Source organism: Enterobacter cloacae complex sp. 309I3 (assembly GCF_050031595.1).
Taxonomy (GTDB): domain Bacteria; phylum Pseudomonadota; class Gammaproteobacteria; order Enterobacterales; family Enterobacteriaceae; genus Enterobacter; species Enterobacter cloacae.
This window is the reverse complement of record NZ_JBLGWI010000002.1, coordinates 99,608-118,684: the sequence shown is the minus strand read 5'-3', so window position 1 is coordinate 118,684 and position 19,077 is coordinate 99,608. Positions and strand designations below refer to the sequence as shown.

The following is a 19,077-nucleotide window of genomic DNA, read 5'->3' as shown; positions in this document are numbered from 1 at the left end:
ACTCTCCTGGATATTTTATGTAACTATACCAGCGTTATTCTACTGGGGGGTAGTATATTTTACTGGGGGGGAGTAGAATCCGGCCTACACTTAATAACCAAGAATGATTCTCATGAACGAATTTACGACACTTCTTCAGCAAGGCAACGCATGGTTTTTCATCCCCAGCGCCATTCTGCTTGGCGCGCTTCATGGACTGGAGCCCGGGCACTCCAAAACAATGATGGCAGCATTCATCATTGCTATAAAAGGCACCGTACGTCAGGCCGTGATGCTGGGTGTCGCGGCAACATTGTCGCACACTGCAGTCGTATGGCTGATTGCTTTTGGAGGGATGTATATCAGTAATAAATTTACCGCAGAATCAGCCGAACCCTGGCTACAGATGGTCTCTTCAGTGATCATCCTTGGTACGGCTTTTTGGATGTTCTGGCGAACCTGGAGCGGTGAGAAAAACTGGCTGGAGGGAATGCAGGAGAATGAACATCATCACCATGACGAAACAAGGTTGATCGATACTGGCCATGGAAAAGTTGAACTGTCCATTTTTGAAGAAGGACAACTTCCCCACTGGCGGCTACGCACTCTTAGTGGCCAAAGATGGGCTTCTGAAGATATCTCATTAACCACACTTCGGGAAAACAGTACGATCTCTCAGACTTTTGAATTTGTTGATCATGGTGATTATCTGGAGTCAACATCTCCCATCCCTGAGCCTCACAGTTTCAACGTACGTCTGTCTCTGGGACATCGTGGTCATGTCCATGACTATGATGTGGCGTTCGCTGAACACGACCATGACCATGACCACTCTGAGCTTGATGGGCTGGATGTGAATTCGAAAGAGTATCAGGACGCTCACGAACTGGCTCATGCCAATGACATAAAACGCCGCTTCGACGGGAAAGAAGTAACCAACGGGCAAATCCTGATATTTGGACTGACAGGAGGGCTTATCCCTTGCCCGGCAGCTATAACTGTATTGTTGATCTGCCTTCAGCTTAAAGCGCTTACGCTGGGTGCCACACTGGTTGTTTGTTTCAGTATCGGCCTGGCATTGACCCTCGTAACGGTTGGAGTGGGTGCGGCGATCAGCGTTCGTCAGGTCGCCAAACGCTGGAGTGGCTTCAATACCATCGCCAGAAGAGCCCCCTATATTTCAAGCGCCCTGATTGCTGCTGTTGGGATTTACATGGGTATACATGGCTGGAATGGGCTGGTGCATTAACACCGGTACTGATGACACACACTCTGGGTACTTACAAAGTACATCCTAAGCGCCACCGTTGAGGTTATGAGCAGAAAAACCCGGAATATAAAGCTGCTCTTTCCGGGACTTGTTGCTGAGGCAGGGATTAAGTAACTGATTAAATCCATTCCCATAAGACTCAATGATAAATGAAAGAATAAAAAAAACGCTCCCGGACGGGAGCGTAAGCCAGTGACTTCGGCGTCAAATGAGGGTCTAACAAGTGGAGCTGCGGGTTAATTCTGGGTGATCTGGCTGCGATGCTTTTCAGCCTGCTGCTGATGAATAACGGAAGACTGACCATTATTCGCCTTCTCGTGCACAACAGCGGCTTTTTCATGCTCGTTCATTTCTGAAAATGACGTTGCTGATTCGTTGGTGGCCCCTGGTTTGCCTTTCATCATTTTTTTATGCATCTCCGCCATGTCCTGGTGGGCAGAAGCGTTGCCGTTTTGCATCATTTCATGGGACATTGCAGCCTGATCGTGTCCGCTCATATCCATCATTGTCATACTGTCTCCCTGAACAGCGCTTTTTTCAGAGGTTGACTGCATCTGATGGGCGGGTGCCTGGGCATTATTTACCTGGTCATGCATGTTCATTGTCTCTGCAGCCATGGCGGATGAAGCGACAGCCATAATGGCAACAAATGATACAAGGATCTTTTTCATGGTTGGGTCTCCGGTGTTTTCATACCCAAACAATCAACGGCTTATAACAGAGAAAGCATTTGATCTCAGGGCGGGTTATTCATCACTCCAGGAACCAGGCGATTGCGTTATCACTCTGCTCCTGATTTATGTATGATTATAAAAAACCGCCTCTGTTTATCGCGTGACTGAATGATGACAATTTTGTCACCTTCCAGGTTTCTCCTGAAGAACGGGATTAATCCATTAACAGGCGCACACTGAACACAATTTCCCGCCCCTGCTGTTCTGCTGACAGCTCGCCGCCATGAGCATGAATGATCGACCTTGTAATTGATAATCCCAGCCCCGCGCCTTCCGTGTTGTGGACCCTTGATGAATCAGCTCGATAGAACCGATCAAACAAACGTTCCAGATTAGCGGGAACCTGGCCGGACATCGTATTCGTAATCATCACGTTCACACAGTCACTGTCACGCTCAAGGTGTATCGCTGTACAGGTGTTATCGGGAGAATACTTGATTGCATTGGAAAGCAGGTTACTGAAAGCACGTCGCAGCATATCGCTGTCTCCGGCAACAACGCCCTCTCCTTCAACGGTGATTGTCTTTCCTGTTTCGTCTGCCAGAGGCTCGAACAGCTCACGTAATTCATTCAGTTCGGCGGCCAGATCCACATCATGTTTATCCAGCTGCAGCAGACCATGCTCTGAACGTGCCAGAAAAAGCATATCACTGGTCATTCGTGACAACCTTTTCAGTTCTTCCAGGTAAGCGAATAAGATTTCGCGGTAATGCGAAACATCCCTTTCCTTAGCCAGTGCAAACTGCGTCTGCATCATCAGATTACTGACCGCTGTGCGCAGCTCATGCGCGATGTCAGACGAGAAATCTGACAGTTTCCGGAATGACCCCTCCAGGCGATCGAACATGTTATTGAACTCCTGCATGGTCTCAGAAATTTCCGGCGGAGCCAAATCGGGATTAAGACGCTGATCCAGGCTGTGTACGGTCATGGAGGAAGCCAGACTGGTCATTTCCCGTAGCGGTTTCAGACCAATACGTGTGGTCAGCCAGCCCAGAAAAACAGAAATAAAGACCAGACCGATATTGAACCAGAACAGCCAGGTACTGAGCTTATCCATAAACAGGGTGTGATACCCAGTATCCGTGGCAACCGTAATGATGACATGTTTGCTTTTACCCTGTTCCGGCGTCACGGCAACCCGCCGCGAGATACTGCGGTACACGGTGTTATTTTCTTCCGTCTGGATCATATAGTCGAGAATATCACCCGACTTATTAAGCAGGACCGCTGGAACAACAGAATTTTTGGCATAGAGTTCAACAATTTTTTCATTTTCCATGTTTTTTATAGAAATGAATAAACCATTGTGCCCTACCATCGCATCGTTTATTTTTTCTGATAATGACTTAATATCCGTTTTGTTCCGGGGTAATGACTCCAACTTATTGATAGTGTTTTATGTTCAGATAATGCCCGATGACTTTGTCATGCAGCTCCACCGATTTTGAGAACGACAGCGACTTCCGTCCCAGCCGTGCCAGGTGCTGCCTCAGATTCAGGTTATGCCGCTCAATTCGCTGCGTATATCGCTTGCTGATTACGTGCAGCTTTCCCTTCAGGCGGGATTCATACAGCGGCCAGCCATCCGTCATCCATATCACCACGTCAAAGGGTGACAGCAGGCTCATAAGACGCCCCAGCGTCGCCATCGTGCGTTCACCGAATACGTGCGCAACAACCGTCTTCCGGAGCCTGTCATACGCGTAAAACAGCCAGCGCTGGCGCGATTTAGCCCCGACGTATCCCCACTGTTCGTCCATTTCCGCGCAGACGATGACGTCACTGCCCGGCTGTATGCGCGAGGTTACCGACTGCGGCCTGAGTTTTTTAAATGGCGGAAAATCGTGTTGAGGCCAACGCCCATAATGCGGGCGGTTGCCCGGCATCCAACGCCATTCATGGCCATATCAATGATTTTCTGGTGCGTACCGGGTTGAGAAGCGGTGTAAGTGAACTGCAGTTGCCATGTTTTACGGCAGTGAGAGCAGAGATAGCGCTGATGTCCGGCAGTGCTTTTGCCGTTACGCACCACCCCGTCAGTAGCTGAACAGGAGGGACAGCTGATAGAAACAGAAGCCACTGGAGCACCTCAAAAACACCATCATACACTAAATCAGTAAGTTGGCAGCATCACCCCGCCCTGCCACTCATCGCAGTACTGTTGTAATTCATTAAGCATTCTGCCGACATGGAAGCCATCACAAACGGCATGATGAACCTGAATCGCCAGCGGCATCAGCACCTTGTCGCCTTGCGTATAATATTTGCCCATGGTGAAAACGGGGGCGAAGAAGTTGTCCATATTGGCCACGTTTAAATCAAAACTGGTGAAACTCACCCAGGGATTGGCTGAGACGAAAAACATATTCTCAATAAACCCTTTAGGGAAATAGGCCAGGTTTTCACCGTAACACGCCACATCTTGCGAATATATGTGTAGAAACTGCCGGAAATCGTCGTGGTATTCACTCCAGAGCGATGAAAACGTTTCAGTTTGCTCATGGAAAACGGTGTAACAAGGGTGAACACTATCCCATATCACCAGCTCACCGTCTTTCATTGCCATACGGAATTCCGGATGAGCATTCATCAGGCGGGCAAGAATGTGAATAAAGGCCGGATAAAACTTGTGCTTATTTTTCTTTACGGTCTTTAAAAAGGCCGTAATATCCAGCTGAACGGTCTGGTTATAGGTACATTGAGCAACTGACTGAAATGCCTCAAAATGTTCTTTACGATGCCATTGGGATATATCAACGGTGGTATATCCAGTGATTTTTTTCTCCATTTTAGCTTCCTTAGCTCCTGAAAATCTCGATAACTCAAAAAATACGCCCGGTAGTGATCTTATTTCATTATGGTGAAAGTTGGAACCTCTTACGTGCCGATCAACGTCTCATTTTCGCCAAAAGTTGGCCCAGGGCTTCCCGGTATCAACAGGGACACCAGGATTTATTTATTCTGCGAAGTGATCTTCCGTCACAGGTATTTATTCGGCGCAAAGTGCGTCGGGTGATGCTGCCAACTTACTGATTTAGTGTATGATGGTGTTTTTGAGGTGCTCCAGTGGCTTCTGTTTCTATCAGCTGTCCCTCCTGTTCAGCTACTGACGGGGTGGTGCGTAACGGCAAAAGCACCGCCGGACATCAGCGCTATCTCTGCTCTCACTGCCGTAAAACATGGCAACTGCAGTTCACTTACACCGCTTCTCAACCCGGTACGCACCAGAAAATCATTGATATGGCCATGAATGGCGTTGGATGCCGGGCAACCGCCCGCATTATGGGCGTTGGCCTCAACACGATTTTCCGCCATTTAAAAAACTCAGGCCGCAGTCGGTAACCTCGCGCATACAGCCGGGCAGTGACGTCATCGTCTGCGCGGAAATGGACGAACAGTGGGGATACGTCGGGGCTAAATCGCGCCAGCGCTGGCTGTTTTACGCGTATGACAGGCTCCGGAAGACGGTTGTTGCGCACGTATTCGGTGAACGCACGATGGCGACGCTGGGGCGTCTTATGAGCCTGCTGTCACCCTTTGACGTGGTGATATGGATGACGGATGGCTGGCCGCTGTATGAATCCCGCCTGAAGGGAAAGCTGCACGTAATCAGCAAGCGATATACGCAGCGAATTGAGCGGCATAACCTGAATCTGAGGCAGCACCTGGCACGGCTGGGACGGAAGTCGCTGTCGTTCTCAAAATCGGTGGAGCTGCATGACAAAGTCATCGGGCATTATCTGAACATAAAACACTATCAATAAGTTGGAGTCATTACCCGCTTAAAAATAATAAAAGCAGACTTGACCTGATAGTTTGGCTGTGAGCAATTATGTGCTTAGTGCATCTAACGCTTGAGTTAAGCCGCGCCGCGAAGCGGCGTCGGCTTGAACGAATTGTTAGACATTATTTGCCGACTACCTTGGTGATCTCGCCTTTCACGTAGTGAACAAATTCTTCCAACTGATCTGCGCGCGAGGCCAAGCGATCTTCTTCTTGTCCAAGATAAGCCTGTCTAGCTTCAAGTATGACGGGCTGATACTGGGCCGGCAGGCGCTCCATTGCCCAGTCGGCAGCGACATCCTTCGGCGCGATTTTGCCGGTTACTGCGCTGTACCAAATGCGGGACAACGTAAGCACTACATTTCGCTCATCGCCAGCCCAGTCGGGCGGCGAGTTCCATAGCGTTAAGGTTTCATTTAGCGCCTCAAATAGATCCTGTTCAGGAACCGGATCAAAGAGTTCCTCCGCCGCTGGACCTACCAAGGCAACGCTATGTTCTCTTGCTTTTGTCAGCAAGATAGCCAGATCAATGTCGATCGTGGCTGGCTCGAAGATACCTGCAAGAATGTCATTGCGCTGCCATTCTCCAAATTGCAGTTCGCGCTTAGCTGGATAACGCCACGGAATGATGTCGTCGTGCACAACAATGGTGACTTCTACAGCGCGGAGAATCTCGCTCTCTCCAGGGGAAGCCGAAGTTTCCAAAAGGTCGTTGATCAAAGCTCGCCGCGTTGTTTCATCAAGCCTTACGGTCACCGTAACCAGCAAATCAATATCACTGTGTGGCTTCAGGCCGCCATCCACTGCGGAGCCGTACAAATGTACGGCCAGCAACGTCGGTTCGAGATGGCGCTCGATGACGCCAACTACCTCTGATAGTTGAGTCGATACTTCGGCGATCATCGCTTCCCTCATGATGTTTAACTTTGTTTTAGGGCGACTGCCCTGCTGCGTAACATCGTTGCTGCTCCATAACATCAAACATCGACCCACGGCGTAACGCGCTTGCTGCTTGGATGCCCGAGGCATAGACTGTACAAAAAAACAGTCATAACAAGCCATGAAAACCGCCACTGCGCCGTTACCACCGCTGCGTTCGGTCAAGGTTCTGGACCAGTTGCGTGAGCGCATACGCTACTTTCATTACAGCTTACCAACCGAACAGGCTTATGTCCACTGGGTTCGTGCCTTCATCCGTTTCCACGGTGTGCGTCACCCGGCAACCTTGGGCAGCAGCGAAGTCGAGGCATTTCTGTCCTGGCTGGCGAACGAGCGCAAGGTTTCGGTCTCCACGCATCGTCAGGCATTGGCGGCCTTGCTGTTCTTCTACGGCAAGGTGCTGTGCACGGATCTGCCCTGGCTTCAGGAGATCGGAAGACCTCGGCCGTCGCGGCGCTTGCCGGTGGTGCTGACCCCGGATGAAGTGGTTCGCATCCTCGGTTTTCTGGAAGGCGAGCATCGTTTGTTCGCCCAGCTTCTGTATGGAACGGGCATGCGGATCAGTGAGGGTTTGCAACTGCGGGTCAAGGATCTGGATTTCGATCACGGCACGATCATCGTGCGGGAGGGCAAGGGCTCCAAGGATCGGGCCTTGATGTTACCCGAGAGCTTGGCACCCAGCCTGCGCGAGCAGCTGTCGCGTGCACGGGCATGGTGGCTGAAGGACCAGGCCGAGGGCCGCAGCGGCGTTGCGCTTCCCGACGCCCTTGAGCGGAAGTATCCGCGCGCCGGGCATTCCTGGCCGTGGTTCTGGGTTTTTGCGCAGCACACGCATTCGACCGATCCACGGAGCGGTGTCGTGCGTCGCCATCACATGTATGACCAGACCTTTCAGCGCGCCTTCAAACGTGCCGTAGAACAAGCAGGCATCACGAAGCCCGCCACACCGCACACCCTCCGCCACTCGTTCGCGACGGCCTTGCTCCGCAGCGGTTACGACATTCGAACCGTGCAGGATCTGCTCGGCCATTCCGACGTCTCTACGACGATGATTTACACGCATGTGCTGAAAGTTGGCGGTGCCGGAGTGCGCTCACCGCTTGATGCGCTGCCGCCCCTCACTAGTGAGAGGTAGGGCAGCGGGCACTGTTGCAAATAGTCGGTGGTGATAAACTTATCATCCCCTTTTGCTGATGGAGCTGCACATGAACCCATTCAAAGGCCGGCATTTTCAGCGTGACATCATTCTGTGGGCCGTACGCTGGTACTGCAAATACGGCATCAGTTACCGTGAGCTGCAGGAGATGCTGGCTGAACGCGGAGTGAATGTCGATCACTCCACGATTTACCGCTGGGTTCAGCGTTATGCGCCTGAAATGGAAAAACGGCTGCGCTGGTACTGGCGTAACCCTTCCGATCTTTGCCCGTGGCACATGGATGAAACCTACGTGAAGGTCAATGGCCGCTGGGCGTATCTGTACCGGGCCGTCGACAGCCGGGGCCGCACTGTCGATTTTTATCTCTCCTCCCGTCGTAACAGCAAAGCTGCATACCGGTTTCTGGGTAAAATCCTCAACAACGTGAAGAAGTGGCAGATCCCGCGATTCATCAACACGGATAAAGCGCCCGCCTATGGTCGCGCGCTTGCTCTGCTCAAACGCGAAGGCCGGTGCCCGTCTGACGTTGAACACCGACAGATTAAGTACCGGAACAACGTGATTGAATGCGATCATGGCAAACTGAAACGGATAATCGGCGCCACGCTGGGATTTAAATCCATGAAGACGGCTTACGCCACCATCAAAGGTATTGAGGTGATGCGTGCACTACGCAAAGGCCAGGCCTCAGCATTTTATTATGGTGATCCCCTGGGCGAAATGCGCCTGGTAAGCAGAGTTTTTGAAATGTAAGGCCTTTGAATAAGACAAAAGGCTGCCTCATCGCTAACTTTGCAACAGTGCCAGCTGCGGGCCGCTCCCGCCGCGAAGGACGTGCTCGACGCCATCGAGGTGCTGCGCGGCATGAACAGCGACAACGCCCGCAAGGTGCCCGCCGACGCGCCGACCGAGTTCATCAAGCCGCGCTGGCAGAAGCTGGTCATGACCGACACCGGCATCGACCGGCGCTACTACGAACTGTGCGCGCTGTCGGAGATGAAGAACGCGTTGCGTTCCGGCGACATCTGGGTGCAGGGGTCGCGCCAGTTCAAGGACTTCGAGGACTACCTGGTGCCGCCCGCGAAATTCGCCAGCCTCAAGCAGGCCAGCGAATTGCCGCTGGCCGTGGCCACCGACTGCAACCGGTACCTGAACGACCGGCTGACGCTGCTGGAAACACAGCTTGCCACCGTCAACCGTATGGCGACGGCCAACGAGCTGCCGGACGCCATCATCACCGAGTCAGGCTTGAAGATCACGCCGCTCGACGCGGCGGTACCCGACACCGCCCAAGCGCTGATCGACCAGACGGCAATGATCCTGCCGCACGTCAAGATCACCGAACTGCTGCTGGAGGTGGACGAATGGACGGGCTTCACTCGGCATTTCGCGCATCTGAAATCGGGCGACCCGGCCAAAGACAAGAACCTGTTGCTGACCACGATCCTCGCCGACGCGATCAACCTGGGCCTGACCAAGATGGCGGAGTCTTGCCCCGGCACGACCTACGCCAAGCTGGCTTGGCTGCAAGCCTGGCACATCCGCGACGAAACCTACGGGGCGGCGCTGGCCGATCTGGTCAACGCACAGTTCCGCCATCCCTTCGCCGAGCACTGGGGCGACGGCACCACCTCATCGTCGGACGGCCAGAACTTCCGCACCGGCAGCAAGGCCGAGAGCACCGGCCACATCAACCCGAAATACGGGAGCAGCCCAGGGCGGACGTTCTACACCCACATTTCTGACCAGTACGCGCCATTTCACACCAAGGTCGTGAACGTCGGCGTGCGCGATTCGACCTACGTGCTCGACGGCCTGCTGTACCACGAGTCCGACTTGCGGATCGAGGAGCATTACACCGACACGGCGGGCTTCACCGATCACGTCTTCGCCCTGATGCACCTCCTGGGCTTCCGCTTCGCGCCGCGCATCCGCGACCTGGGCGACACCAAGCTCTACATCCCGAAGGGCGACGCCGCCTATGACGCGCTGAAACCCATGATCGGCGGCACGCTCAACATCAAGCACGTCCGCGCCCATTGGGACGAAATCCTGCGGCTGGCCACCTCGATCAAGCAGGGCACGGTGACGGCCTCCCTGATGCTCCGAAAGCTCGGCAGCTACCCACGCCAGAACGGCCTGGCCGTGGCGCTCCGCGAGCTGGGCCGCATCGAGCGCACGCTGTTCATCCTGGACTGGCTGCAAAGCGTGGAACTGCGCCGCCGCGTGCATGCCGGCCTGAACAAGGGCGAGGCGCGCAATGCGCTGGCCAGGGCAGTGTTTTTCAACCGCCTGGGTGAAATCCGCGACCGCAGTTTCGAGCAGCAGCGCTACCGGGCTAGCGGCCTCAATCTGGTAACGGCTGCCGTCGTGTTGTGGAACACGGTCTATCTGGAACGGGCTGCGCACGCGCTGCGTGGCAACGGCCATGCCGTTGATGACGCGCTGTTGCAGTACCTGTCGCCGCTCGGTTGGGAGCACATCAACCTCACCGGCGATTACCTCTGGCGCAGCAGCGCCAAGATCGGCGCGGGCAAGTTCAGGCCGCTACGACCGCTGCAACCGGCTTAGCGTGCTTTATTTAATGAGATGGTCACTCCCTCCTTCCCAGTACTATGCTGAGGACAGGCTTTCATTCGGAGAACCATCATGGAAAACATTGCGCTTATTGGTATCGATCTGGGTAAGAACTCTTTCCATATTCATTGTCAGGATCATCGTGGGAAGGCCGTTTACCGTAAAAAATTCACCCGACCAAAGCTAATCGAATTTCTGGCGACATGCCCGGCAACAACCATCGCGATGGAAGCCTGTGGCGGTTCTCACTTTATGGCACGCAAGCTGGAAGAGTTAGGGCATTTTCCAAAGCTGATATCACCGCAATTTGTCCGCCCATTCGTTAAAAGCAACAAAAATGACTTCGTTGATGCTGAAGCTATCTGTGAAGCAGCATCACGTCCATCTATGCGTTTCGTGCAGCCCAGAACCGAATCTCAGCAGGCAATGCGAGCTCTGCATCGTGTCCGTGAATCCCTGGTTCAGGATAAGGTGAAAACAACTAATCAGATGCATGCTTTTCTGCTGGAATTTGGTATCAGCGTTCCGCGAGGTGCTGCCGTTATTAGTCGACTGAGTACCCTTCTTGAGGACAGTAGTTTGCCTCTTTATCTCAGCCAGTTACTGCTGAAATTACAACAGCATTATCACTATCTTGTTGAGCAGATTAAAGATCTGGAATCTCAGTTGAAACGAAAGTTGGACGAAGATGAGGTTGGACAGCGCTTGCTGAGTATTCCCTGCGTTGGAACGCTGACTGCCAGTACTATTTCAACTGAGATTGGCGACGGGAAGCAGTACGCCAGCAGCCGTGACTTTGCGGCGGCAACAGGGCTGGTACCCCGACAGTACAGCACGGGAGGTCGGACGACATTGTTAGGGATTAGCAAGCGGGGCAACAAAAAGATCCGAACTTTGTTGGTTCAGTGTGCCAGGGTATTCATACAAAAACTGGAACACCAGTCTGGCAAGTTGGCCGACTGGGTCAGGGAGTTGTTGTGTCGGAAAAGCAACTTTGTCGTCACCTGTGCTCTGGCAAACAAGCTGGCCAGAATAGCCTGGGCACTGACGGCGCGACAGCAAACTTACGAAGCATAAAGGCAGAAATACACCAGTTTAAACAATCATTCATCTGGTTTTGCGAATACTGATATTGATGATACTAACGGCCCACCGGCCTGTTGAGGAACCTGTAAAACGGAAAGGCTCATTGAAGCCGTATATTTTCTGGAGGTTCATCAGGCGCGGAACTCATCGAGGCGCGGGAATAAAATCCCATTCAGACGCCGGATAGATTCAAGCAAGCCAACTTGTCGTCAAAATCGGTGTTGCAAAAACGGGAGTGACCATAGATTCCGTTTTCTGAGGCGACCCCCACATAGAGACCTTCCCGGTCATTCACTTTGTAGAGTTTGTCCCTGGGCTTGAGATTGCGCAGCTTGGTATCGGTCAGCATGTACCTTGTCCTTCTTCGTCTCCGATACCCACTCTATTGTAAACAAGACATTTTTATCTTTTATATTCAATGGCTTATTTTCCTGCTAATTGGTAATACCATGAAAAATACCATGCTCAGAAAAGGCTTAACAATATTTTGAAAAATTGCCTACTGAGCGCTGCCGCACAGCTCCATAGGCCGCTTTCCTGGCTTTGCTTCCAGATGTATGCTATTCTGCTCCTGCAGCTAATGGAGCACCGCAAACAGGTTACTCGCCTGGGGATTCCCTTTCGACCCGAGCATCCGTATGAGACTCATGCTCGATTATTATTATTATAGAAGCCCCCATGAATAAATCGCTCATCATTTTCGGCATCGTCAACATAACCTCGGACAGTTTCTCCGATGGAGGCCGGTATCTGGCGCCAGACGCAGCCATTGCGCAGGCGCGTAAGCTGATGGCCGAGGGGGCAGATGTGATCGACCTCGGTCCGGCATCCAGCAATCCCGACGCCGCGCCTGTTTCGTCCGACACAGAAATCGCGCGTATCGCGCCGGTGCTGGACGCGCTCAAGGCAGATGGCATTCCCGTCTCGCTCGACAGTTATCAACCCGCGACGCAAGCCTATGCCTTGTCGCGTGGTGTGGCCTATCTCAATGATATTCGCGGTTTTCCAGACGCTGCGTTCTATCCGCAATTGGCGAAATCATCTGCCAAACTCGTCGTTATGCATTCGGTGCAAGACGGGCAGGCAGATCGGCGCGAGGCACCCGCTGGCGACATCATGGATCACATTGCGGCGTTCTTTGACGCGCGCATCGCGGCGCTGACGGGTGCCGGTATCAAACGCAACCGCCTTGTCCTTGATCCCGGCATGGGGTTTTTTCTGGGGGCTGCTCCCGAAACCTCGCTCTCGGTGCTGGCGCGGTTCGATGAATTGCGGCTGCGCTTCGATTTGCCGGTGCTTCTGTCTGTTTCGCGCAAATCCTTTCTGCGCGCGCTCACAGGCCGTGGTCCGGGGGATGTCGGGGCCGCGACACTCGCTGCAGAGCTTGCCGCCGCCGCAGGTGGAGCTGACTTCATCCGCACACACGAGCCGCGCCCCTTGCGCGACGGGCTGGCGGTATTGGCGGCGCTGAAAGAAACCGCAAGAATTCGTTAACTGCACATTCGGGATATTTCTCTATATTCGCGCTTCATCAGAAAACTGAAGGAACCTCCATTGAATCGAACTAATATTTTTTTTGGTGAATCGCATTCTGACTGGTTGCCTGTCAGAGGCGGAGAATCTGGTGATTTTGTTTTTCGACGTGGTGACGGGCATGCCTTCGCGAAAATCGCACCTGCTTCCCGCCGCGGTGAGCTCGCTGGAGAGCGTGACCGCCTCATTTGGCTCAAAGGTCGAGGTGTGGCTTGCCCCGAGGTCATCAACTGGCAGGAGGAACAGGAGGGTGCATGCTTGGTGATAACGGCAATTCCGGGAGTACCGGCGGCTGATCTGTCTGGAGCGGATTTGCTCAAAGCGTGGCCGTCAATGGGGCAGCAACTTGGCGCTGTTCACAGCCTATCGGTTGATCAATGTCCGTTTGAGCGCAGGCTGTCGCGAATGTTCGGACGCGCCGTTGATGTGGTGTCCCGCAATGCCGTCAATCCCGACTTCTTACCGGACGAGGACAAGAGTACGCCGCAGCTCGATCTTTTGGCTCGTGTCGAACGAGAGCTACCGGTGCGGCTCGACCAAGAGCGCACCGATATGGTTGTTTGCCATGGTGATCCCTGCATGCCGAACTTCATGGTGGACCCTAAAACTCTTCAATGCACGGGTCTGATCGACCTTGGGCGGCTCGGAACAGCAGATCGCTATGCCGATTTGGCACTCATGATTGCTAACGCCGAAGAGAACTGGGCAGCGCCAGATGAAGCAGAGCGCGCCTTCGCTGTCCTATTCAATGTATTGGGGATCGAAGCCCCCGACCGCGAACGCCTTGCCTTCTATCTGCGATTGGACCCTCTGACTTGGGGTTGATGTTCATGCCGCCTGTTTTTCCTGCTCATTGGCACGTTTCGCAACCTGTTCTCATTGCGGACACCTTTTCCAGCCTCGTTTGGAAAGTTTCATTGCCAGACGGGACTCCTGCAATCGTCAAGGGATTGAAACCTATAGAAGACATTGCTGATGAACTGCGCGGGGCCGACTATCTGGTATGGCGCAATGGGAGGGGAGCAGTCCGGTTGCTCGGTCGTGAGAACAATCTGATGTTGCTCGAATATGCCGGGGAGCGAATGCTCTCTCACATCGTTGCCGAGCACGGCGACTACCAGGCGACCGAAATTGCAGCGGAACTAATGGCGAAGCTGTATGCCGCATCTGAGGAACCCCTGCCTTCTGCCCTTCTCCCGATCCGGGATCGCTTTGCAGCTTTGTTTCAGCGGGCGCGCGATGATCAAAACGCAGGTTGTCAAACTGACTACGTCCACGCGGCGATTATAGCCGATCAAATGATGAGCAATGCCTCGGAACTGCGTGGGCTACATGGCGATCTGCATCATGAAAACATCATGTTCTCCAGTCGCGGCTGGCTGGTGATAGATCCCGTCGGTCTGGTCGGTGAAGTGGGCTTTGGCGCCGCCAATATGTTCTACGATCCGGCTGACAGAGACGACCTTTGTCTCGATCCTAGACGCATTGCACAGATGGCGGACGCATTCTCTCGTGCGCTGGACGTCGATCCGCGTCGCCTGCTCGACCAGGCGTACGCTTATGGGTGCCTTTCCGCAGCTTGGAACGCGGATGGAGAAGAGGAGCAACGCGATCTAGCTATCGCGGCCGCGATCAAGCAGGTGCGACAGACGTCATACTAGATATCAAGCGACTTCTCCTATCCCCTGGGAACACATCAATCTCACCGGAGAATATCGCTGGCCAAAGCCTTAGCGTAGGATTCCGCCCCTTCCCGCAAACGACCCCAAACAGGAAACGCAGCTGAAACGGGAAGCTCAACACCCACTGACGCATGGGTTGTTCAGGCAGTACTTCATCAACCAGCAAGGCGGCACTTTCGGCCATCCGCCGCGCCCCACAGCTCGGGCAGAAACCGCGACGCTTACAGCTGAAAGCGACCAGGTGCTCGGCGTGGCAAGACTCGCAGCGAACCCGTAGAAAGCCATGCTCCAGCCGCCCGCATTGGAGAAATTCTTCAAATTCCCGTTGCACATAGCCCGGCAATTCCTTTCCCTGCTCTGCCATAAGCGCAGCGAATGCCGGGTAATACTCGTCAACGATCTGATAGAGAAGGGTTTGCTCGGGTCGGTGGCTCTGGTAACGACCAGTATCCCGATCCCGGCTGGCCGTCCTGGCCGCCACATGAGGCATGTTCCGCGTCCTTGCAATACTGTGTTTACATACAGTCTATCGCTTAGCGGAAAGTTCTTTTAGGGGTCTGACGCTCAGTGGAACGAAAACTCACGTTAAGGGATTTTGGTCATGAGATTATCAAAAAGGATCTTCACCTAGATCCTTTTAAATTAAAAATGAAGTTTTAAATCAATCTAAAGTATATATGAGTAAACTTGGTCTGACAGTTACCAATGCTTAATCAGTGAGGCACCTATCTCAGCGATCTGTCTATTTCGTTCATCCATAGTTGCCTGACTCCCCGTCGTGTAGATAACTACGATACGGGAGGGCTTACCATCTGGCCCCAGTGCTGCAATGATACCGCGAGACCCACGCTCACCGGCTCCAGATTTATCAGCAATAAACCAGCCAGCCGGAAGGGCCGAGCGCAGAAGTGGTCCTGCAACTTTATCCGCCTCCATCCAGTCTATTAATTGTTGCCGGGAAGCTAGAGTAAGTAGTTCGCCAGTTAATAGTTTGCGCAACGTTGTTGCCATTGCTGCAGGCATCGTGGTGTCACGCTCGTCGTTTGGTATGGCTTCATTCAGCTCCGGTTCCCAACGATCAAGGCGAGTTACATGATCCCCCATGTTGTGCAAAAAAGCGGTTAGCTCCTTCGGTCCTCCGATCGTTGTCAGAAGTAAGTTGGCAGCAGTGTTATCACTCATGGTTATGGCAGCACTGCATAATTCTCTTACTGTCATGCCATCCGTAAGATGCTTTTCTGTGACTGGTGAGTACTCAACCAAGTCATTCTGAGAATAGTGTATGCGGCGACCGAGTTGCTCTTGCCCGGCGTCAACACGGGATAATACCGCACCACATAGCAGAACTTTAAAAGTGCTCATCATTGGAAAACGTTCTTCGGGGCGAAAACTCTCAAGGATCTTACCGCTGTTGAGATCCAGTTCGATGTAACCCACTCGTGCACCCAACTGATCTTCAGCATCTTTTACTTTCACCAGCGTTTCTGGGTGAGCAAAAACAGGAAGGCAAAATGCCGCAAAAAAGGGAATAAGGGCGACACGAAAATGTTGAATACTCATACTCTTCCTTTTTCAATATTATTGAAGCATTTACCAGGGTTATTGTCTCATGAGCGGATACATATTTGAATGTATTTAGAAAAATAAACAAATAGGGGTTCCGCGCACATTTCCCCGAAAAGTGCCACCTGACGTCTAAGAAACCATTATTATCATGACATTAACCTATAAAAATAGGCGTATCACGAGGCCCTTTCGTCTTCAAGAATTTTATAAACCGTGGAGCGGGCAATACTGAGCTGATGAGCAATTTCCGTTGCACCAGTGCCCTTCTGATGAAGCGTCAGCACGACGTTCCTGTCCACGGTACGCCTGCGGCCAAATTTGATTCCTTTCAGCTTTGCTTCCTGTCGGCCCTCATTCGTGCGTTCTAGGATCCTCCGGCGTTCAGCCTGTGCCACAGCCGACAGGATGGTGACCACCATTTGCCCCATATCACCGTCGGTACTGATCCCGTCATCAATGAACCGGACTGCCACGCCCTGAGCGTCAAATTCCTTTATCAGTTGGATCATATCGGCAGTGTCGCGGCCAAGACGGTCGAGCTTCTTAACCAGAATGACATCACCTTCCTCCACCTTCATCCTCAGCAAATCCAGCCCTTCCCGGTCTGTTGAACTGCCGGATGCCTTATCGGTAAATATACGGTTTGCTTTCACACCTGCGTCTTTGAGTGCTCTGACCTGAAGATCAAGAGACTGCTGACTGGTTGAGACCCGAGCGTAACCAAAAAGTCGCATAAAAATGTACCTTAAATCGAATATCGGACAACTCATGTCTATTATTACAAATTTACGATTTAATAGACATATTAATGTAACAGTTTTACGATGTCCGATAATTTATAACATTTCGTACGGTTGGAAAAATGTTACTAAATGCCCGTCAGGCAGGGAGGCCGATATGCCCGTTGACTTTCTGACCACTGAGCAGACTGAAAGCTATGGCAGATTCACCGGTGAACCGGATGAGCTTCAGCTGGCACGATATTTTCACCTTGATGAAGCAGACAAGGAATTTATCGGAAAAAGCAGAGGTGATCACAACCGTCTGGGCATTGCCCTGCAAATTGGATGTGTCCGTTTTCTGGGCACCTTCCTCACCGATATGAATCATACCTAGATTCTACGTCAGTACTTCAAAAAGCATAATCAAAGCCTTGATAAATATGCATTCCTTCGAAATTCAGCTTTCACCCATTGGGTGAAAGAAAAGTGCTCAAAAATATGTTAAATTATCAGCTTTTATGACTCGATATATGGTAAAATAATAGTAAGAAAAGTAGTAAAAAGGGGTTCTAATTATGATTAATAAAATTGATTTCAAAGCTAAGAATCTAACATCAAATGCAGGTCTTTTTCTGCTCCTTGAGAATGCAAAAAGCAATGGGATTTTTGATTTTATTGAAAATGACCTCGTATTTGATAATGACTCAACAAATAAAATCAAGATGAATCATATAAAGACCATGCTCTGCGGTCACTTCATTGGCATTGATAAGTTAGAACGTCTAAAGCTACTTCAAAATGATCCCCTCGTCAACGAGTTTGATATTTCCGTAAAAGAACCTGAAACAGTGTCACGGTTTCTAGGAAACTTCAACTTCAAGACAACCCAAATGTTTAGAGACATTAATTTTAAAGTCTTTAAAAAACTGCTCACTAAAAGTAAATTGACATCCATTACGATTGATATTGATAGTAGTGTAATTAACGTAGAAGGTCATCAAGAAGGTGCGTCAAAAGGATATAATCCTAAGAAACTGGGAAACCGATGCTACAATATCCAATTTGCATTTTGCGACGAATTAAAAGCATATGTTACCGGATTTGTAAGAAGTGGCAATACTTACACTGCAAACGGTGCTGCGGAAATGATCAAAGAAATTGTTGCTAACATCAAATCAGACGATTTAGAAATTTTATTTCGAATGGATAGTGGCTACTTTGATGAAAAAATTATCGAAACGATAGAATCTCTTGGATGCAAATATTTAATTAAAGCCAAAAGTTATTCTACACTCACCTCACAAGCAACGAATTCATCAATTGTATTCGTTAAAGGAGAAGAAGGTAGAGAAACTACAGAACTGTATACAAAATTAGTTAAATGGGAAAAAGACAGAAGATTTGTCGTATCTCGCGTACTGAAACCAGAAAAAGAAAGAGCACAATTATCACTTTTAGAAGGTTCCGAATACGACTACTTTTTCTTTGTAACAAATACTACCTTGCTTTCTGAAAAAGTAGTTATATACTATGAAAAGCGTGGTAATGCTGAAAACTATATCAAAGAAGCCAAATACGACATGGCGGTGGGTCATCTCTTGCTAAAGTCATTTTGGGCGAATGAAGCCGTGTTTCAAATGATGATGCTTTCATATAACCTATTTTTGTTGTTCAAGTTTGATTCCTTGGACTCTTCAGAATACAGACAGCAAATAAAGACCTTTCGTTTGAAGTATGTATTTCTTGCAGCAAAAATAATCAAAACCGCAAGATATGTAATCATGAAGTTGTCGGAAAACTATCCGTACAAGGGAGTGTATGAAAAATGTCTGGTATAATAAGAATATCATCAATAAAATTGAGTGTTGCTCTGTGGATAACTTGCAGAGTTTATTAAGTATCATTGCAGCAAAGATGAAATCAATGATTTATCAAAAATGATTGAAAGGTGGTTGTAAATAATGTTACAATGTGTGAGAAGCAGTCTAAATTCTTCGTGAAATAGTGATTTTTGAAGCTAATAAAAAACACACGTGGAATTTAGGG

At 50.9% G+C, this 19,077-nt stretch carries 15 protein-coding genes and 5 pseudogenes; 11 read left to right on the top strand and 9 right to left on the bottom strand.

Features of this window, described 5'->3' with window-relative positions:
- Positions 1 to 112: 112 nt before the first annotated feature.
- Positions 113 to 1,228 (top strand): nickel/cobalt efflux protein RcnA, encoded by a 1,116-nt coding sequence (locus tag ACQG22_RS24360; protein WP_001572377.1) that lies wholly within the window; start codon positions 113 to 115, stop codon positions 1,226 to 1,228.
- 257 nt (positions 1,229 to 1,485) lie between these two features.
- Here ACQG22_RS24360 and ACQG22_RS24355 read toward each other — a convergent pair whose 3' ends face one another.
- The 4 genes from ACQG22_RS24355 to catA all read right to left on the bottom strand — a co-directional run bounded on the left by ACQG22_RS24355 (position 1,486) and on the right by catA (position 4,774).
- Complete coding sequence (locus tag ACQG22_RS24355) at positions 1,486 to 1,920, bottom strand: hypothetical protein (RefSeq protein WP_000723070.1); 435 nt, start codon at positions 1,918 to 1,920, stop codon at positions 1,486 to 1,488.
- Between the two features lie 217 nt (positions 1,921 to 2,137).
- Positions 2,138 to 3,376, bottom strand: a complete 1,239-nt coding sequence (locus tag ACQG22_RS24350) for a sensor histidine kinase (RefSeq protein WP_077269371.1) — start codon at positions 3,374 to 3,376, stop codon at positions 2,138 to 2,140.
- A protein-coding gene (locus tag ACQG22_RS24345; protein ID WP_095033700.1) for an IS1-like element IS1B family transposase occupies positions 3,369 to 4,066 on the bottom strand; the annotation gives its coding sequence in 2 pieces (ribosomal slippage) (positions 3,369 to 3,817 and positions 3,817 to 4,066; 699 coding nt in all). The genes ACQG22_RS24350 and ACQG22_RS24345 overlap by 8 nt, the downstream gene beginning before the upstream one ends.
- 33 nt (positions 4,067 to 4,099) lie before the next feature.
- Positions 4,100 to 4,774 (bottom strand): type A chloramphenicol O-acetyltransferase, encoded by a 675-nt coding sequence (catA, locus tag ACQG22_RS24340; protein WP_031942326.1) that lies wholly within the window; start codon positions 4,772 to 4,774, stop codon positions 4,100 to 4,102.
- A 278-nt stretch (positions 4,775 to 5,052) separates the two neighbouring features.
- On the opposite strand from catA, the gene ACQG22_RS24335 reads away from it, so the two are divergent.
- A protein-coding gene (locus ACQG22_RS24335; protein WP_095033700.1) for an IS1-like element IS1B family transposase occupies positions 5,053 to 5,750 on the top strand; the annotation gives its coding sequence in 2 pieces (ribosomal slippage) (positions 5,053 to 5,302 and positions 5,302 to 5,750; 699 coding nt in all).
- Between the two features lie 95 nt (positions 5,751 to 5,845).
- Here ACQG22_RS24335 and aadA1 read toward each other — a convergent pair.
- A pseudogene (aadA1, locus tag ACQG22_RS24330) lies at positions 5,846 to 6,684 on the bottom strand (ANT(3'')-Ia family aminoglycoside nucleotidyltransferase AadA1).
- Positions 6,685 to 6,829: 145 nt separating this feature from the next.
- Between aadA1 and intI1 the strand changes: the two are divergent.
- The 4 genes and pseudogenes from intI1 to ACQG22_RS24310 all read left to right on the top strand — a co-directional run bounded on the left by intI1 (position 6,830) and on the right by ACQG22_RS24310 (position 11,519).
- A complete protein-coding gene (gene intI1, locus ACQG22_RS24325) occupies positions 6,830 to 7,843 on the top strand; it encodes a class 1 integron integrase IntI1 (RefSeq protein ID WP_426711618.1) in 1,014 nt (337 codons plus the stop codon).
- 70 nt (positions 7,844 to 7,913) lie between these two features.
- Complete coding sequence (locus tag ACQG22_RS24320; protein WP_001067855.1) at positions 7,914 to 8,618, top strand: IS6-like element IS26 family transposase; 705 nt, start codon at positions 7,914 to 7,916, stop codon at positions 8,616 to 8,618.
- Positions 8,619 to 8,669: 51 nt separating this feature from the next.
- A pseudogene (locus tag ACQG22_RS24315) lies at positions 8,670 to 10,436 on the top strand (Tn3 family transposase); the annotation flags it as partial.
- 78 nt (positions 10,437 to 10,514) lie between these two features.
- Positions 10,515 to 11,519 carry an IS110-like element IS5075 family transposase gene (locus ACQG22_RS24310; protein ID WP_000427619.1) on the top strand — a complete coding sequence of 335 codons (1,005 nt, stop codon included), beginning with the start codon at positions 10,515 to 10,517 and terminating at the stop codon, positions 11,517 to 11,519.
- A 253-nt stretch (positions 11,520 to 11,772) separates the two neighbouring features.
- Here the strand turns inward: ACQG22_RS24310 and ACQG22_RS24305 are convergent.
- A pseudogene (locus ACQG22_RS24305) lies at positions 11,773 to 11,877 on the bottom strand (Arm DNA-binding domain-containing protein); the annotation flags it as partial.
- Positions 11,878 to 12,206: 329 nt separating this feature from the next.
- Here ACQG22_RS24305 and sul2 point away from each other — a divergent pair.
- The 3 genes from sul2 to ACQG22_RS24290 are packed head-to-tail and all read left to right on the top strand — an operon-like array spanning position 12,207 to position 14,722.
- Entirely contained in the window at positions 12,207 to 13,022 is an 816-nt protein-coding gene (gene sul2, locus ACQG22_RS24300) for a sulfonamide-resistant dihydropteroate synthase Sul2 (protein ID WP_001043260.1), read from the top strand.
- Positions 13,023 to 13,082: 60 nt separating this feature from the next.
- On the top strand, positions 13,083 to 13,886 hold the full coding sequence (gene aph(3'')-Ib / locus ACQG22_RS24295) for an aminoglycoside O-phosphotransferase APH(3'')-Ib (protein ID WP_001082319.1): 804 nt from the start codon (positions 13,083 to 13,085) through the stop codon (positions 13,884 to 13,886).
- Positions 13,886 to 14,722: an aminoglycoside O-phosphotransferase APH(6)-Id gene (locus ACQG22_RS24290; protein ID WP_000480968.1), complete on the top strand. Its 837-nt coding sequence runs from the start codon at positions 13,886 to 13,888 to the stop codon at positions 14,720 to 14,722. The genes aph(3'')-Ib and ACQG22_RS24290 overlap by 1 nt, the downstream gene beginning before the upstream one ends.
- A gap of 106 nt (positions 14,723 to 14,828) precedes the next feature.
- On the opposite strand, the pseudogene ACQG22_RS24285 reads toward ACQG22_RS24290, so the two are convergent.
- The 3 genes and pseudogenes from ACQG22_RS24285 to ACQG22_RS24275 all read right to left on the bottom strand — a co-directional run.
- Positions 14,829 to 15,233: pseudogene (locus tag ACQG22_RS24285) on the bottom strand (IS91 family transposase); the annotation flags it as partial.
- Positions 15,234 to 15,442: 209 nt separating this feature from the next.
- Positions 15,443 to 16,303, bottom strand: coding sequence for a broad-spectrum class A beta-lactamase TEM-1 (locus ACQG22_RS24280; RefSeq protein WP_000027057.1), 861 nt, complete (start codon positions 16,301 to 16,303; stop codon positions 15,443 to 15,445).
- A gap of 182 nt (positions 16,304 to 16,485) precedes the next feature.
- Positions 16,486 to 17,043, bottom strand: a complete 558-nt coding sequence (locus ACQG22_RS24275) for a recombinase family protein (protein WP_001235713.1) — start codon at positions 17,041 to 17,043, stop codon at positions 16,486 to 16,488.
- Between the two features lie 163 nt (positions 17,044 to 17,206).
- On the opposite strand from ACQG22_RS24275, the pseudogene ACQG22_RS24270 reads away from it, so the two are divergent.
- A pseudogene (locus tag ACQG22_RS24270) lies at positions 17,207 to 17,413 on the top strand (DUF4158 domain-containing protein); the annotation flags it as partial.
- Positions 17,414 to 17,606: 193 nt separating this feature from the next.
- A complete protein-coding gene (locus ACQG22_RS24265; RefSeq protein ID WP_000608644.1) occupies positions 17,607 to 18,869 on the top strand; it encodes an IS1380-like element ISEcp1 family transposase in 1,263 nt (420 codons plus the stop codon).
- Positions 18,870 to 19,077 lie beyond the last annotated feature (208 nt).

Excerpts from the sequence above, each read along its gene's own strand:
- ACQG22_RS24360 (WP_001572377.1), top strand. The coding sequence starts at position 113 with ATGAACGAATTTACGACACTTCTTCAGCAAGGCAACGCATGGTTTTTC.
- ACQG22_RS24355 (WP_000723070.1), bottom strand. The coding sequence starts at position 1,920 with ATGAAAAAGATCCTTGTATCATTTGTTGCCATTATGGCTGTCGCTTCA.
- catA (WP_031942326.1), bottom strand. The coding sequence starts at position 4,774 with ATGGAGAAAAAAATCACTGGATATACCACCGTTGATATATCCCAATGG.
- intI1 (WP_426711618.1), top strand. The coding sequence starts at position 6,830 with ATGAAAACCGCCACTGCGCCGTTACCACCGCTGCGTTCGGTCAAGGTT.
- ACQG22_RS24320 (WP_001067855.1), top strand. The coding sequence starts at position 7,914 with ATGAACCCATTCAAAGGCCGGCATTTTCAGCGTGACATCATTCTGTGG.
- ACQG22_RS24310 (WP_000427619.1), top strand. The coding sequence starts at position 10,515 with ATGGAAAACATTGCGCTTATTGGTATCGATCTGGGTAAGAACTCTTTC.
- sul2 (WP_001043260.1), top strand. The coding sequence starts at position 12,207 with ATGAATAAATCGCTCATCATTTTCGGCATCGTCAACATAACCTCGGAC.
- ACQG22_RS24290 (WP_000480968.1), top strand. The coding sequence starts at position 13,886 with ATGTTCATGCCGCCTGTTTTTCCTGCTCATTGGCACGTTTCGCAACCT.
- ACQG22_RS24280 (WP_000027057.1), bottom strand. The coding sequence starts at position 16,303 with ATGAGTATTCAACATTTTCGTGTCGCCCTTATTCCCTTTTTTGCGGCA.
- ACQG22_RS24275 (WP_001235713.1), bottom strand. The coding sequence starts at position 17,043 with ATGCGACTTTTTGGTTACGCTCGGGTCTCAACCAGTCAGCAGTCTCTT.
- ACQG22_RS24265 (WP_000608644.1), top strand. The coding sequence starts at position 17,607 with ATGATTAATAAAATTGATTTCAAAGCTAAGAATCTAACATCAAATGCA.